The organism is Specibacter sp. NPDC078709 (genome assembly GCF_040686795.1).
Lineage (GTDB): Bacteria > Actinomycetota > Actinomycetes > Actinomycetales > Micrococcaceae > Specibacter.
This window is the reverse complement of record NZ_JBFBLU010000007.1, coordinates 172,655-187,698: the sequence shown is the minus strand read 5'-3', so window position 1 is coordinate 187,698 and position 15,044 is coordinate 172,655. Positions and strand designations below refer to the sequence as shown.

The 15,044-nt window shown below is 59.9% G+C and carries 17 protein-coding genes; 3 read left to right on the top strand and 14 right to left on the bottom strand.

Annotated features, from left to right (window positions below; genetic code table 11):
* Nucleotide 1: 1 nt before the first annotated feature.
* Nucleotides 2–349 (bottom strand): holo-ACP synthase, encoded by a 348-nt coding sequence (locus tag AB0P14_RS14125; protein WP_363843391.1) that lies wholly within the window; start codon nucleotides 347–349, stop codon nucleotides 2–4.
* Between the two features lie 69 nt (nucleotides 350–418).
* Nucleotides 419–2,359, bottom strand: coding sequence for a glutamine--fructose-6-phosphate transaminase (isomerizing) (glmS, locus tag AB0P14_RS14120; protein WP_363843388.1), 1,941 nt, complete (start codon nucleotides 2,357–2,359; stop codon nucleotides 419–421).
* A gap of 141 nt (nucleotides 2,360–2,500) precedes the next feature.
* On the opposite strand from glmS, the gene coaA reads away from it, so the two are divergent.
* The 3 genes from coaA to mscL all read left to right on the top strand — a co-directional run bounded on the left by coaA (nucleotide 2,501) and on the right by mscL (nucleotide 5,021).
* Nucleotides 2,501–3,469 carry a type I pantothenate kinase gene (gene coaA / locus AB0P14_RS14115; protein ID WP_363843385.1) on the top strand — a complete coding sequence of 323 codons (969 nt, stop codon included), beginning with the start codon at nucleotides 2,501–2,503 and terminating at the stop codon, nucleotides 3,467–3,469.
* Complete coding sequence (locus AB0P14_RS14110; protein WP_363843382.1) at nucleotides 3,469–4,539, top strand: D-alanyl-D-alanine carboxypeptidase family protein; 1,071 nt, start codon at nucleotides 3,469–3,471, stop codon at nucleotides 4,537–4,539. Before coaA ends, AB0P14_RS14110 begins: the two co-directional genes overlap by 1 nt.
* 74 nt (nucleotides 4,540–4,613) lie before the next feature.
* Nucleotides 4,614–5,021: a large conductance mechanosensitive channel protein MscL gene (gene mscL, locus AB0P14_RS14105; protein WP_363843379.1), complete on the top strand. Its 408-nt coding sequence runs from the start codon at nucleotides 4,614–4,616 to the stop codon at nucleotides 5,019–5,021.
* A 64-nt stretch (nucleotides 5,022–5,085) separates the two neighbouring features.
* Here the strand turns inward: mscL and glmM are convergent, their stop codons facing one another.
* The 12 genes from glmM to AB0P14_RS14045 form a co-directional block, all read right to left on the bottom strand.
* On the bottom strand, nucleotides 5,086–6,432 hold the full coding sequence (gene glmM / locus AB0P14_RS14100; RefSeq protein WP_363843376.1) for a phosphoglucosamine mutase: 1,347 nt from the start codon (nucleotides 6,430–6,432) through the stop codon (nucleotides 5,086–5,088).
* 319 nt (nucleotides 6,433–6,751) lie between these two features.
* Nucleotides 6,752–7,267, bottom strand: coding sequence for a 30S ribosomal protein S9 (gene rpsI, locus AB0P14_RS14095; RefSeq protein ID WP_363843374.1), 516 nt, complete (start codon nucleotides 7,265–7,267; stop codon nucleotides 6,752–6,754).
* Between the two features lie 39 nt (nucleotides 7,268–7,306).
* On the bottom strand, nucleotides 7,307–7,750 hold the full coding sequence (gene rplM, locus AB0P14_RS14090; RefSeq protein ID WP_363843371.1) for a 50S ribosomal protein L13: 444 nt from the start codon (nucleotides 7,748–7,750) through the stop codon (nucleotides 7,307–7,309).
* Between the two features lie 226 nt (nucleotides 7,751–7,976).
* Entirely contained in the window at nucleotides 7,977–8,885 is a 909-nt protein-coding gene (locus AB0P14_RS14085; protein ID WP_363843368.1) for a tRNA pseudouridine synthase A, read from the bottom strand.
* Between the two features lie 105 nt (nucleotides 8,886–8,990).
* Nucleotides 8,991–9,485 carry a 50S ribosomal protein L17 gene (gene rplQ / locus AB0P14_RS14080; RefSeq protein WP_363843365.1) on the bottom strand — a complete coding sequence of 165 codons (495 nt, stop codon included), beginning with the start codon at nucleotides 9,483–9,485 and terminating at the stop codon, nucleotides 8,991–8,993.
* Between the two features lie 86 nt (nucleotides 9,486–9,571).
* Nucleotides 9,572–10,582: a DNA-directed RNA polymerase subunit alpha gene (locus AB0P14_RS14075; protein ID WP_062286657.1), complete on the bottom strand. Its 1,011-nt coding sequence runs from the start codon at nucleotides 10,580–10,582 to the stop codon at nucleotides 9,572–9,574.
* 131 nt (nucleotides 10,583–10,713) lie between these two features.
* Nucleotides 10,714–11,115: a 30S ribosomal protein S11 gene (rpsK, locus tag AB0P14_RS14070; protein WP_038464649.1), complete on the bottom strand. Its 402-nt coding sequence runs from the start codon at nucleotides 11,113–11,115 to the stop codon at nucleotides 10,714–10,716.
* Nucleotides 11,116–11,223: 108 nt separating this feature from the next.
* Complete coding sequence (gene rpsM, locus AB0P14_RS14065) at nucleotides 11,224–11,601, bottom strand: 30S ribosomal protein S13 (RefSeq protein ID WP_062286656.1); 378 nt, start codon at nucleotides 11,599–11,601, stop codon at nucleotides 11,224–11,226.
* Between the two features lie 190 nt (nucleotides 11,602–11,791).
* Nucleotides 11,792–11,905, bottom strand: a complete 114-nt coding sequence (rpmJ, locus tag AB0P14_RS14060; protein WP_011775570.1) for a 50S ribosomal protein L36 — start codon at nucleotides 11,903–11,905, stop codon at nucleotides 11,792–11,794.
* 29 nt (nucleotides 11,906–11,934) lie between these two features.
* Complete coding sequence (infA, locus tag AB0P14_RS14055) at nucleotides 11,935–12,156, bottom strand: translation initiation factor IF-1 (RefSeq protein WP_009358723.1); 222 nt, start codon at nucleotides 12,154–12,156, stop codon at nucleotides 11,935–11,937.
* A 158-nt stretch (nucleotides 12,157–12,314) separates the two neighbouring features.
* Nucleotides 12,315–13,319 carry a P1 family peptidase gene (locus AB0P14_RS14050; RefSeq protein ID WP_363843358.1) on the bottom strand — a complete coding sequence of 335 codons (1,005 nt, stop codon included), beginning with the start codon at nucleotides 13,317–13,319 and terminating at the stop codon, nucleotides 12,315–12,317.
* A 294-nt stretch (nucleotides 13,320–13,613) separates the two neighbouring features.
* Nucleotides 13,614–14,963, bottom strand: a complete 1,350-nt coding sequence (locus AB0P14_RS14045; RefSeq protein ID WP_363843355.1) for an ABC transporter substrate-binding protein — start codon at nucleotides 14,961–14,963, stop codon at nucleotides 13,614–13,616.
* Nucleotides 14,964–15,044: the final 81 nt, after the last annotated feature.

Here is a 15,044-nt window from a genome sequence, read left to right as displayed (position 1 = left end):
GTCAGCTTTCGGCAATCACCATGGCAGTGGAAATGCCGCCGTCGTGGCTCATCGACAAGTGCCAGTGCTTGATGCCCTTGGACTTCGCCACTGCTGCCACGGTGCCCTTCACATTGATGGTGGGCCCGTGCTCATCCAGCCCAATCCAGCAATCCTGCCAGTTCATGCCAGCAGGGGCACCAAGCGCCTTGGCCACGGACTCCTTCGCGGCGAACCGTGCAGCGAGCGAGCGCGTATTCAGACCACGTTCGGCCGGCACGAAGAGGCGTTCACGGAGCCCCGGCGTACGCTCCAACTGGCGGCCAAAACGTTCAATGTCAACAACATCTACACCAATGCCAATAATCATGGCTCCACCCTATCCCCCACATGCTGACTCACCGGTTTACCGGCTTCCTAGGCGCCGCGGCTCGAACCGCTACTCGACGGTGACAGACTTGGCCAGGTTGCGCGGCTGATCTACGTCGTAGCCCTTGGCCGTGGCAAGCTCCAATGCAAATATCTGCAGCGGAACCGTGGCCAAAAGGGGCGCCAACAAGGTGCTCGTCTCGGGAATGTAGAACACATGCTCGGCGTGATCTTGTACGGAGAGGTCACCTTCCTCGGCAATGACAATGGTCATGGCGCCGCGAGCACGGACTTCTTGGATATTGGAGACCACCTTGGCGTGCAGGGAATCGCGACCACGTGGCGAGGGAACCACCACAATAACGGCCTGGCCGTCTTCAATCAGCGCGATGGGACCATGCTTGAGTTCACCTGCGGCAAAGCCTTCGGCGTGAATGTAGGCCAGCTCTTTGAGCTTCAAGGCCCCTTCCATGGCGACCGGGTACCCTACGTGACGCCCCAAGAAGAGCACGGTACGGGTGTCAGCCATGCTGCGGGCAAGAGTCTTGATTTGCTCAGCGTTGGCCAGCACATCGGCAATCTTGGCCGGGGTTTTGGCGAGTTCCGCCAGAATGTCCTTGATCTGACCCTGGAACAGGTTTCCGCGCAACTGTGCCAAATACAGGCCCAGCAGGTAAGTAGCAGTGATCTGAGCCAGGAACGCCTTAGTGGAGGCCACGGCAATTTCCGGGCCCGCATGCGTGTACAGCACGGCATCGGATTCGCGAGGAATCGTGGAGCCATTGGTATTGCAGATCGACACCGTCACCGCGCCCTGCTCCTTCGCATAGCGAACAGCCATCAGGGTATCCATGGTTTCCCCGGACTGCGAGATGGAGACGATCAAGGTGCGTTCATCCACAATGGGATCCCGGTACCTGAACTCGTGGGACAGTTCCACCTCGGTGGGGATCCTGCACCAGTGTTCAATGGCGTACCGGGCAACTTGTCCTGCATAGGCGGAGGTGCCGCAGGCCAACACAATAATCCGGTTGATGGATTTCAGAACCGAGGGATCAACGCGCAACTCATCCAAGGTCAGCACGCCTTCGCCGTCGGTGCGGCCCAGCAAGGTCTGCGCCACGGCGTCGGGCTGGTCGTTGATTTCCTTTTCCATAAAGGAGGGGTAGCCGCCCTTTTCAGCGGCAGCGGCATCCCAGTCCACCAAGTATTCTTTGCCCTGTGCCGGAGCCCCCTGGAAGTCGGTGATTTCAACGGAGTTGGCGGTGATGGTGACGACCTGATCTTGACCCAGTTCCACGGCCCGGCGGGTGTAATCAATGAATCCGGAAACGTCTGAGCCCAGGAAGTTTTCACCCTCACCCAAGCCCACGACGAGAGGTGAGTTCCTGCGGGCGGCAACTACCACGCCCGGCTGAGCGGCGTGCGTGGCCACCAGAGTGAAGGCACCTTCGAGCTGCTGCACCACCTGGCGCATGGCCAAGGCGAGCCTGCCGCCATCGGCGGCAGCGCCAGCGTCTGCATCCGACGTTGAGGATTCCGAATCAGAGGCCGCCAACTCGGCATAGGCCTCGCCGAGCAACGTGGCCGCCACTTCGCTATCGGTCTCGGAGGCGAAGCTGTGGCCGCGGGCCAGCAGATCGGCCTTGAGTCGTGAATAGTTTTCAATGATGCCGTTGTGCACCACGGCCAACGTGCCGTCAGCCACAACATGGGGGTGGGCGTTGGCGTCGGTGGGGCCACCGTGCGTTGCCCACCGTGTGTGCCCGATCCCTGCGGATGCGGCGGGCAGCGGGTTCAGCTCCAGCTCATCGAGTAGCTTGACCAGCTTTCCACTCTTCTTACGCATAGCGATGCCATCCGCACCAGCCACAGCGATACCTGCCGAGTCATAGCCGCGGTATTCCAGCCGGCGCAGACCCTCCACAATCACTTCTAGGGCACGCTGGCCAGTCGATGAAGCACTACCTTGAGCCGGGGCGGTGCCGGCGTATCCCACAATTCCACACATGAAAAACAATCATAAACCCCACAGAATTCAAAGGACGTTCTACGTCTTCCCCTCTTCTTGCCATGAGACTCTGTCATAACTGGCACACTGTTATTTGGCTCTCGTTTCCCACCTCACCCCAAACAAGGCAGAATTGCAGATGTGACAGCGCAAAGAACCGAGCCAAACAACGGCGTCAGCGCCTCTCCTTTTGTGGAGCTGGACCGCCAGACGTGGTCTCGTCTTGCCAATAAGATTGAGCAACCCCTAGACGAATCCGATGTTCAGCGGCTCCGCGGGCTCGGTGACCAACTGAACATGCGTGAGATTCACGATGTCTACCTGCCGCTCTCCCGGCTCCTTAACCTTTACGTTGGCGCGGCCGGTCACCTGCACAGCGCCACCACCACTTTTCTGGGCGAGCGCGGCTCCCGCACCCCCTTCGTGATTGGTGTTGCCGGCTCCGTGGCTGTGGGCAAATCCACAACAGCGCGCGTCCTCAAGGAGATGCTGTGCCGCTGGCCAGACACTCCCAACGTGGAACTGGTCACCACTGACGGCTTCCTCTACCCCAACGCCGAGCTGGAACGCCGTGGCCTGATGGGACGCAAAGGCTTCCCGGAATCCTATGACCGCCGGGCCTTGCTCCGATTCGTCAGTGCGATTAAGAGCGGCGCCGAAGAGGTCCGAGCCCCCATGTACTCGCACCTCACCTACGACATCCTGCCGGACAAGGAAGTGGTGGTCCGCCGCCCCGACGTCCTCATTGTCGAGGGCCTGAACGTGCTCGCGGCCGCCCGTCCTCGCACCGATGGGCGCTCCGGCCTGGCCGTCAGTGATTTCTTCGATTTCTCCATCTACGTGGATGCCAAAACCAGTAACATTGAGCAGTGGTACATCGACCGCTTCCGATCCCTGCGCAGCGGCGCATTCGCGAATCCGGATTCCTATTTCCGCCGCTATGCAGACCTGTCCGACGTCGAGGCCACCGCCACAGCCTCGAAGATCTGGAAGAGCATCAACGAACCCAATTTGCTCCAGAATGTGCTGCCCACCCGCGGCCGCGCGCAGCTGGTGCTCACCAAGGACGCTGACCATTCCATCCGACGCATGTTGTTGAGGAAGGTCTAGTGCCCGTTGTGGGATTCCACCAGGCACGCCGCCCCCGACAGTCACCCGGCGCACGCCTGCGCCGCGAATTCTCGTGGCCGCGCCCCGGAGGCGTGCTGATCTCCTTTGTCGGCGCCGCCCTGGTCGTGGGCGGGGCACTGGGATTGGCGGATTCCCCCGGCCAAGCCGCTGCACCTGACCCAGCCATCTCAACAGTTCTACGCACGACGCCGGACGCCTCCTTGAAGCCTTCCCCACCTGCGCCACTGTCTACTCTCGTGACAACAGACACCCCGGCCCCCTTCTTGAGGTCCTCCCCGAGTGCATCCACGAGTGCGGTGCCGAAACTTTCGGTATCGGGCGGTTCTGCTGCACCTCTCACCCCTGTAGCCACGCCCCCGGCGCCTGCGATCAAGGGCGCTGCGGAAAGCTCGCCTGCCCACAAGCTCTTTACGTCAGGGGCATCTGTTCCGTCCGATCAATCCTTGTTGAACATTTTCAACCCCAACAGCCCGCTGGTGTTGGTGAACAAACACCATCCACTAGCTCCGGTGACGTATTCACCGTCGGACTTGGTAGTGCCAGCGGTACCTGTGGGCTCCGGTGAGCCCGGCCTGCTGCGTGCCGAAGCCGCTCAAGCTGCGGAGCGCATGTTCGCTGCGGCAGCAACGCAGGGCGTGCACCTGACGTTGCTGAGCAGCTACCGGTCTTATGACACGCAGATGGGCCTCTACAACAGCTACGTGGTCAATAAGGGCACGGCGGCCGCTGACACCACCTCAGCACGGCCCGGATTCTCCGAGCACCAAAGCGGCCTGGCCATTGACATCGGCGATGCTGGCGCCAGCACCGCCTGTGAGTTCCACTCCTGCTTCGCAGAGACAGCAGGGGCCCAGTGGGTCGCCGCACACGCCCAAGAACACGGCTTTGTGGTCCGCTACGTGCCCGGTTCCGAATCGACCACCGGGTATCTGGCCGAGCCGTGGCATCTTCGCTACGTGGGTGTGGCCGTCGCCGAGGACATGCTGGTTCGAGGCTTCCACAGCTACGAAGAATATCTGGGACTTCCCGGCGCTCCGGGCTACAAATAGCGGCACAAATACTTTTTTCCCCAAATACGCCCAGAATTCGCCCAGTTTCCCCAAGAGTGCGGTACCTTAAGTGCATGCTAAAGGGATTCAGAGATTTCATAATGAAGGGCAACGTCGTAGACCTTGCCGTCGCCGTCGTCATCGGTGCAGCTTTCGGGGCAGTCGTAAACTCCCTCGTCGAGAACATCCTGATGCCACTAATCGCAGCAATATTTGGTTCCGCCGACTTCGACAGTTTCGCACTACTGACCATCAACGGTGTTGACATCAAGTTCGGTGTCTTCCTCACCGTCTTGGTCAACTTCATCATTGTTGCAGCCGCCATCTACTTCATGGTCGTAGTCCCGATGAACCACATCATCGCCCGCCGCAACGCCAAGCTGGGCATCAAGGACGAAGAACCCGCGGTCGATCCTCAGATCGAGCTGCTGACCGAAATCCGCGACGCTCTCAAGTCCGCCCCGAGCAGCGGACAACACTAACCCACCAACCACGAAGGCGGCCACCCCAACCGGGATGGCCGCCTTTCTACATTTATGGGTGCTGCTAGAGCGAGAGCTCTGCCCGTACAACACTCACCAGATCGCCACAGATCCGTTCGGCCGTTTCAATGTCTCCGGCCTCAACCATCACACGTACCAGCGCCTCGGTTCCCGAGGGGCGCAGCAGCACTCGTCCGGTGTCGCCCAGTTCCGCTTCGGCCTTGGCCACGGCAGCATTGATGGCCGGAACAGAAGAGGCCCGGTTCTTGTCGACGTTCTTGACGTTGATCATGATCTGCGGCAGCTTGGTCATCACTTCGGCCAGTTCCTTCAAGGACTTACCTGTCTTGGCCACCTGGGCGGCAAGCTGCAGGCCCGTCAGCAGGCCGTCGCCAGTGGTGGCGTACTTGGAGAAAATCACGTGGCCGGACTGCTCACCACCCAGCGTGTAATCGCCGCGGCGCATCTCTTCAAGGACGTAGCGGTCACCCACCCCGGTTTCACGGATGGTGATGCCCGCGTTGCGCAAGGCAATTTTTAGGCCCAGGTTGCTCATGACCGTGGCCACCAGGACGTCGTCCTTTAGCTCGCCGGCAGCCTTCTGTGCCACCGCCAGCACGGCCATGATCTGGTCTCCGTCAATGATGTTGCCCTCATGGTCCACAGCCAGGCAGCGGTCGGCGTCGCCGTCGTGGGCGATGCCCAGGTCAGAGCCCGTGGCCAGGACTGTTTCCTGAAGCAGTTCCAGGTGGGTGGATCCCACGCCGTCGTTGATGTTCAGACCGTCGGGGTTGGCGCCGATGACGGTGACCTGTGCCCCGGCATCCGTAAACACCTGGGGGGAACATCCACTGGCCGCGCCATGCGCGCAGTCCAAGACAATCTTCAGCCCGTCCAACCGGTGCGGCAGCGTGCCGAGCAGGTGGAGCACGTAACGGTCCTCCGCATCTGAGAAGCGCTGGATGCGGCCCACGTCCACTCCCACAGGGCGGAAGGCGTCGCGCTGCAGCTGCGCCTCGATGGCGTCTTCCACATCGTCGGGGAGCTTAGTGCCGCCCCGGGCAAAGAACTTGATGCCGTTGTCCGGCGCCGGGTTGTGCGAGGCGGAGATCATCACGCCGAAGTCGGCGCCCAGATCCGCGATCAGGAAAGCGGCGGCGGGTGTGGGCAGTACACCGGCGTCATAAACATCGACGCCGGCACTGGCCAGCCCTGCCTCCACGGCAGCACCAATGAACTCACCACTGGCGCGTGGGTCGCGGGCAATCACGGCACGGGGCCGCTTGCCTTCGCTCATCTGGTCATGTCCCAGTACTACAGCTGCTGCTTGAGCGAGGGATAGAGCCAATTCAGCCGTCAGCAGGCCATTGGCCAAACCGCGGACACCGTCTGTTCCAAATAATCTTGACATCCTGTTCAGTCTAAATCATGAAACGGGAAAACCACTCCGCGGTCGCCATGCCCTCCGCCACACCTTCCTCCCCCCAGACGCTAGCGCAGCAATGGTGCCATTCAGCCAAGCGATATCGCATTCGACTGCATGCCCGCCCATGAGGGGCCCTAGCGCACCGACAATTCGCAAACAGGGATATGGGATAGCGTCCGTGAAAAAGAAGCCAGAGGTGGGATAGCGTCCGCGAAAAAGACGCCAGAGGTGGGATAGCGTCCGCAGTTTGCGCACAAAAAAGCCCCGCTCGAAACGAGCGGGGCTTTTTTGTAAGCGGCAATATTTAGCGCTTGGAGTACTGCGAAGCCTTACGAGCCTTCTTCAGACCAGCCTTCTTACGCTCGATGACGCGAGCGTCACGAGTCAGGAAGCCTGCCTTCTTGAGGATGGCGCGGTTGTTCTCAACGTCAATCTCGTTCAAGGAACGAGCAACACCGAGACGCAATGCACCGGCCTGGCCCGAGGGGCCACCACCGTGGATGCGTGCCCAAACATCGTAGGCACCATCCAGATCCAGGATGCGGAAGGGATCGTTTACTTCCTGCTGGTGCAGCTTGTTCGGGAAGTAGTTGGACAGCTCGCGGCCGTTCACAACCCACTTGCCGGTGCCGGGTACGACGCGAACGCGGGCAATTGCCTGCTTGCGACGGCCAACAGCTGCGCCTGAGACAGTCAGTGCCGGGCGTTCCTTCTTGGGTGCTGCATCAGATGCAGCTGAGCTTTCACTCGTGTAGCTAGTCAAAACTTCTTCCTCAGCCACAACGGCCTCGGTGTTCAGCTCTTCAGTATTCTGAGCCACGATTCTCCTTGATTAAGTAAATTTAGGTGGTGGCCAGGACTACTGGGCGACCTGGGTAATTTCGAAAGTCTGGGGCTGCTGCGCTGCATGGGGGTGCTCGGCGCCGCGGTAGACCTTCAGCTTGCTGATCTGAGCGTTGCCCAGCTTGGTCTTCGGGAGCATGCCGGCAACGGCCTTCTCCACTGCGCGAACCGGGTTCTTCTCCAGCAGTTCTGCATAGTTGACGCTTGACAGGCCGCCCGGGAAACCGGAGTGGCGGTAAGCACGCTTCTGTTCGAGCTTGGCGCCTGTCAGGGCAACCTTCTCGGCGTTGATGATGATGACGAAATCGCCCATGTCCATATGGGGAGCGAAGGTCGGCTTGTGCTTTCCACGCAGCAGTGTTGCGGTCTGGCTGGCAAGACGGCCCAAGACAACGTCATTGGCATCAATAATGTGCCACTGACGGGAGATATCGCCGGGCTTCGGGGTATACGTACGCACGGTTTTTGCCTTCGTTTCTTGTTCTTAGGTGGTGTCACAGATGGTTGACACCTGCTATCTATGCGTTTACCGGAACAGAGGTGAGGGCTCTAACACCAGTCATCCTTACACTTCCCGATGGCACCCGTTCAGTGGTAGTCCTGCAACCGGACCTGTAACGGGCGCGTGGTATCGAGATAGGACACGCACAACGACTATCCACGATACCTTTAATAGTGGCCCCGGGTCAAAGCGGGGTGCTGCTCAACGATTCTGGCACCCTTAGCCTCCTGGTGAGGGTTGCCCGATCGTGAAGTTCAAGATCGTCCGGGTAGCGCACTTCCTCAAAAATCAGTGGATGGGCGCTTGCTAGCACGGATTTTGCGTCCCTTACCCCGGCAAGCTGCCGCTCCCGCATCCAATGCGGCCCCTCGACGGCCCGGCCAACTCTCAACGCCGCACCCAGCAAAGCCCGCACCATATTGTGGCAAAACGCGTCAGCCTGAATGTTGAGCTTAATCACACCGTCAATGTTTCGTGTGAAATCGAAGCGCTGCAAGGTCCTGATCGTGGTGGAGCCCTCCCGCGGTTTAGCAAAGGCCTTGAAGTCACCTAGCCCCAACAGTTCAGCGGCGCCGGCATTCATCCGTTCCACATCAAGTTCATCGTTGAACCAGAGCGTCTGCGCCCGCTTCAGCGGGTCCCTCAGCGTGGCACCATCGGCAATCCGGTAACTGTAGCGCCGCCACAGGGCTGAGAAGCGGGCGTCGAAACCCTCCGGAGCCGCCTGCGTCTCGGTGACCATGACGGCACCGTTGAGATCACCTAGGACCCTCCCCAGCGCCCCGTTGATGCGCCGCTCCAAAGCCAGTGAAGGTGCGACGGCGTGTCCCCGGCCCATGGTGGCCCACTCCTCTTCCGTGAGGTCAACGTGGGCGACTTGACCGCGTGCGTGCACGCCGGCGTCTGTACGCCCAGCGACCGTAAGCCGAGCCGGACGGCGCAACATCATGGCCAGCGCCTCTTCCAGAACACCTTGGACGGTACGGCGCCCGGGCTGCACAGCCCACCCACTGAAGGGACCGCCGTCGTACGCGATATCCAGGCGGACACGCTGGAGACCTAGCTCTTTAGGGGAAGGATGGTGGGTTTGCATGCCCACAATTCTACCGTGGCACAAGACGGTCCCGGGCGCGCGAAAGGCCCGCCTCCCCAAGGGGTGACGGGCCTTTCAATAAAGCGAAAGCTTGTGGCTTAGGCCCTACTTGGTCTCTTCAGCAGCAGCTTCGTCAGCTACAACTTCGGTCTCGACAACTTCTTCGCTCGGTGCTTCTTCAACCGGGGCAGCCTTAGCGGCAGCAGCGGTAGCTTCCTGCACAACGGCCTGCTTAGCGCTGACCGGGTCCAGAACGAGCTCGATGACAGCCATGGGAGCGTTGTCGCCCTTACGGTTGCCGATCTTGGTGATGCGGGTGTAGCCGCCATCGCGGTTTTCTACAGCCTTGGCGATGTCGGTGAACAGCTCATGGACAATGCCCTTGTCGCTGATCAGGCCGAGAACGCGGCGGCGTGAAGACAAGTCTCCGCGCTTTGCGAAAGTTACCAGTCGCTCTGCGTAGGGGCTCAGGCGCTTGGCCTTGGTCAAGGTGGTGGTGATCCGCTTGTGCTCGAACAGAGCAGCGGACAGGTTCGCGAGCATCAGGCGCTCGTGAGCCGCTCCGCCTCCGAGGCGGGGACCCTTAGCGGGTGTAGGCATGGTGTTTCTCCTCAAGTGTCAGCCGAACCGTGGCGGATGTGTCAGACACATCCGCCCAGCCGACTAAAAAATTTGTTGTTCGAACTTTAGAGTTCGTCGTCGCCGAAAGCGTCGTCGTTCTCATCAAGGGCTGCGGCACGGGCGGCCAGATCAAATCCTGGAGGGGAATCCTTCAGGGAGAGACCGAGCTCAACCAGCTTTGCCTTTACCTCGTCAATGGACTTCGCACCGAAGTTACGAATGTCCATCAGGTCAGCCTCGGAGCGAGCAACGAGTTCACCCACGGAGTGGATGCCCTCACGCTTGAGGCAGTTGTAGGAACGAACCGTCAGGTCCAGATCCTCGATCGGCAGGGCCATGTCTGCGGCAAGAGCGGCATCCGTCGGGGACGGGCCAATCTCAATACCTTCAGCGGCAGTGTTCAGCTCGCGAGCCAAACCGAACAGTTCAACCAGCGTGGTGCCGGCAGAGGCAATGGCATCTCGCGGGGAGATGGCCTGCTTGGTCTCTACATCAACAATCAGCTTGTCAAAGTCGGTGCGCTGTTCAACACGGGTAGCCTCCACGCGGAAGGTCACCTTCAGAACGGGTGAGTAGATGGAGTCAACCGGGATACGGCCAATTTCCTGATCTACGTTCTTGTTCTGAGCTGCTGAAACGTAGCCGCGACCGCGCTCGATGGTCAGTTCGAGTTCGAACTTACCCTTCGAGTTCAGCGTGGCAATGTGCATGTCAGGGTTGTGGAATTCCACACCGGCCGGAGGAGCGATGTCGGCAGCCGTAACAACGCCAGGACCCTGCTTGCGCAGGTAGGCGACGACGGGCTCGTCATGCTCCGAAGACACGGAGAGGCCCTTGATGTTCAGGATGATCTCAGTGACATCTTCCTTAACACCGGGAACCGTGGTGAACTCATGCAGTACGCCATCGAGGCGGATGCTGGTGACAGCAGCGCCAGGGATGGAGGACAGCAGAGTCCGACGCAGTGAATTTCCCAGGGTGTAACCGAAGCCTGGCTCCAGCGGTTCAATAATGAACCGTGAGCGATTCTCGGAAACTACTTCTTCAGATAGGGTGGGGCGCTGTGCAATGAGCACTGGGTTTTCCTTTCAGCGAGCATCCGCTATATGACGCAACACAGGTAGTGGAAATGGCGGCTGACGAGACTTAACGGCGGCGGAGTTGGCCTCCACCTAGGTGAAGGCCAACTCTGTTGCTCTAATTCTCGTTAGACGCGACGGCGCTTGGGCGGACGGCAGCCGTTGTGAGCGCTGGGAGTGACATCCGAGATGGAGCCAACTTCGAGGCCAGCAGCCTGCAACGAACGGATAGCCGTTTCGCGGCCCGAGCCCGGACCCTTTACGAAAACGTCAACCTTGCGAAGGCCATGCTCCTGTGCGCGCTTGGCAGCTGCTTCAGCAGCCATCTGTGCAGCGTACGGAGTTGACTTACGCGAGCCCTTGAAACCAACTTCACCGGCAGAAGCCCATGAAATGACAGCACCGTTCGGATCCGTGATGGAAACGATGGTGTTGTTAAAGGTGCTCTTGATGTGCGCCTGGCCCAGCGCAATATTCTTTTTATCCTTGCGACGCGGCTTACGAACCGCGCCCCGAGTCTTTGGGGGCATTTTATTCTCCTACTAAAGTTTAATGAGGGGACGGCATAGGCTAAAGCCCACGCTTGCCAACATCTGAAACAGCTGCCTCAGGCAACTCTTCAAGCTGGCGAGCGGGATTTACCTGCCGGCCTTCTTCTTGCCAGCGACGGTACGCTTCGGACCCTTGCGGGTACGTGCGTTGGTCTTTGTGCGCTGACCGTGCACGGGCATGCCACGACGGTGGCGGATACCCTGGTAGCTGCCGATTTCAACCTTGCGGCGGATATCAGCTGCTACTTCGCGGCGAAGGTCACCCTCAACCTTGTAGTTACCCTCGATGTTGTCACGCAACTGAACGAGTTCAGCGTCAGAAAGGTCCTTGACACGGACGTCCGGGGAAATACCCGTTTCGGCCAGGACATTCTTCGCACGGGTCTTGCCCACGCCGTAGATGTATGTAAGCGCTACTTCCAGCCGCTTTTCGCGGGGAAGGTCTACGCCAGCGAGACGTGCCATATTTGGCTGCTCCTATGTGTAAACCGGAGGTCGTAGACAGTACACCCGCACATTTTGTGAATGCGGCCCTGGCCTCCGACCAGGGGTCCGTTGGCACGGTTGCGGATTGCTCCGCCTTCGTCCAACTTGTGCTGCCTTATTAATTTACTTGCGTGAGCAAAAGCCCGGGGTTTCTCTAGAAGAAGAGAAATTAGCCCTGGCGCTGCTTGTGGCGCGGGTTCTCGCAGATCACCATGACTCGACCGTTACGGCGAATCACCTTGCACTTATCGCAGATCTGCTTGACGCTCGGCTTGACCTTCATGGCATTCCTTTGCGTGATTGCAGTTGTGGTTATTTGTAGCGGTAGACGATACGACCCCGTGTAAGGTCGTACGGGCTCAGCTCCACCACAACTCGGTCCTCAGGAAGGATACGAATGTAGTGCTGGCGCATTTTTCCTGAGATATGGGCAAGAACGATGTGCTTGTTCGTCAGCTCAACACGAAACATCGCGTTGGGCAGCGCTTCCGTCACAACGCCCTCGATCTCAATGACCCCGTCTTTCTTGGCCATATCCTCCGCTAACTTTGTTGCGCCGTCTTAGAAAGCTCCTGTGGGAGCCGTTTCAGTCCGGCGTTCGATTTGCTACTGATTATTGTTCGCCCGTGAGCGCCACAAATGGGCAGGCACAGACAACCAACAACCTACTCTAGTGCAAATAGTCAAATAAGTTAAATTGAGCCCTGTGGCATCTCCTCCGGGAACGGTCGCAGTATGCCTGCAGGGGTTTGCACTTCTTCGGCACAGGCCACACCGTCCAGAATAGCCAGCCGCACCGCCTCTGCCGCAGCAGATTGCAGCTCGATCAGGGCACCCACCGGTAGCTTTGGGTTGACCATGAGAGATTCCGCACATGTGGCGAGGGTAAAGATGGTGTCTCCATCGGCGAGAGTGTGCACCGGGTTCAGCGCCCGGGCCATTCCGGCATGCGCGGCGGTGGCAGTCCGCTGGGCTTGGGCCACCGTAAGGGTGGCATTCGTGGCAACCACAACCAGAGTAGTGTTCAGCCCTTCACCAGCCGGGACAGTTGCTACTCCAGGCCGCCACGGAACACCCGCCGCATTAACCACCGCCAGCGCACCGACCAGAATGTGCGAATTCTCCCCCGTAAGCCGCACCGAGGCAGTTCCCAGGCCGCCCTTAAACTGTCCCGCGCCAAGGGCTGCTCCGGTGCCGGCACCCACATTTCCACGGACGACGTCGGCCCCTTCCGGTGAGCCTGCGGCGTCAAGTGCCGCCTCATAGCCCATGTCCGGGGTGGGCCGGGCGGAAAAGTCACCGCCGCGACCAAGATCAAAAATGGCCGCAGCCGGAACAATCGGCACCACGCCTCCTGGCACAGGGAACCCCCGTCCATGCTCCTCGCACCACCGCTGCACTCCCCCGGCAGCCGTCAGCCCATAGGCGCTGCCCCCGGTCAGCGCTACCGCGTCTACAGTGGAGACCATGGTGGAAGGATCCAAGGCGTCGGTCTCGTGAGTTCCTGGACCGCCGCCGCGGACATCCACCGATCCAATGGTTCCCGGTGGTGGCAGCACCACACTCACTCCGGTGAGCCATCCGTCGGTGTGGCGGTGGGCCTGGCCCACCCGGATACCGGGTACGTCGGTGATGGAACCGTACGAGACCGGTTCGGTGTTGCCTTCTGTGTTTCCTTCAGATTTGCCGATGGGCATCAGCTGAACTCCTTTGTCGCTGGTGATGTGCTGCGCTAACGGGCTTGCCGAGCTAACTGCTTGCCGAACTAACTGTCTGCCTTGATTATCTACGGGGGCACTGACATTCACCACGAAGGTCCAGGGCTGACGAAAAATCAAGCTCCTCAGGAACGCAGATTGGCCCGCAGCACACGGCGAGAAATCCCGGTTTCGGGTTGTTTCTCGTGGTGTGCTGCGGGCCAGTCAGCCAGACCAGCTCAAACTGTGAGTCACATCAATCAGCCGGTCAAAGGGCGTAAAGCTCCAGAACCCTTAGAGGTAGGGCTTGACGTTTTCTTCGTAGGACTTGGTGATGGAGGCAGCGGCCGTGGCGAATGCTTCCGCGGGATCTGCCTGCTGGAGCATGATCTTCTCAATGGCGGTGGTGAGATCTTTGTCGCCATTGGGCACGAACACGCGGCCCCAGTCCTGGACGCGAGTGGTGGCCAACTGATCAACTGCGGTGCGGAACTGCGGCTTCTCCGCGTAAACGGCCTTCATGGTTTCGCCCTCCACAGCGGAGGTACGTACCGGCATGTAGCCGGTGTTAGAGGAGAAGTACGCCGTGTTCTCGGCGTTGGTCAGGAACTTCAAGAACATGCCAGCGGCCAGCTGCTGCTCAGGGGACTTTCCTGCCGGGATAGCCAACCCGGTACCGCCGGTGGGGCACGCAGCACCTTCGGCGCCCTCGGGCAGGAACCCGGTTCCGATCTCAAACTTGGCAGCGTCGATAATGCCGCTGAGGGATCCGGTGGAGCCAATGGTGCAACCAGTCAGGCCGGCACCGAAGTCGGCTACCTGGTCCTTGGCTGTGACGGCAGCGCTCTTGTCCTCGTACACAATCTTCTGCAGGTACTTGGCAGCTTCGAGGGCTTCCGGGGTATCCAGGGTCATGGTCCAGTCCTTGGAGTACGCACCACCTGCGCCCCAGAGCATATTGCAGAACCACCATGCGCTCCAGGAGCTCCCCTTACCCAGTCCTAGCGGTGTAATGGAGCTGACAGCGGCAATCTTGGGTGCCCACTCATCAAATTCTACCCAGGTCTTGGGTGCGCGGTCAGGCAATCCGGCCTTCTCCCACACCGACTTGTTGTAGTAGAACAGCGGGGTGGAACGGGCGTAGGGAATGGCCCAGTGATTCGCACCGAATTCGTAGTCGTTGTAGAGGGTGGTGTTGAAGTCCGCGGTATCCATTTCCAGGTGCTCGGCCAGCTGATCCAGCGGCAGGATCTGACCGTTGATCATGTAGCGGAACCACCATACGTCGCTGGCGATCACCAGGTCAGGAATGTTGCTGGAGCCCGATGAGGCCTGAAACTTCTGCGCCACTTCGTCGTAGTTGGCACCAGCGGTGACGAGGGTGACCTGAATGCCTGTCTCTTCCTTGAAGCGCTTGATGATTTCGGACTCGAGGTCCTTTGAGGTGCCGGGGTGGTTCGACCACCAGGTGATCTCCTTAGCGGCAGTGACGCCCTTCCAGTCGATGGCCTCGTCGGTGGCGGCGCCACCAGCTTGTCCGACGGCGGGTCCCCCACAGGCTGCCAGGGCTGCGGAACCACCCACGAGGGCGGCCAGTTGCAACAGCTGGCGACGGTTCAGGTTGGCAAAGGGTGAAACGTTCATGCTGTTCTCCTTGGATGATTTGCCGCTCTCGCAGGGCTGCGGAGGGCACGATGGTTGGATTACTTATGGATGTGGAAGATT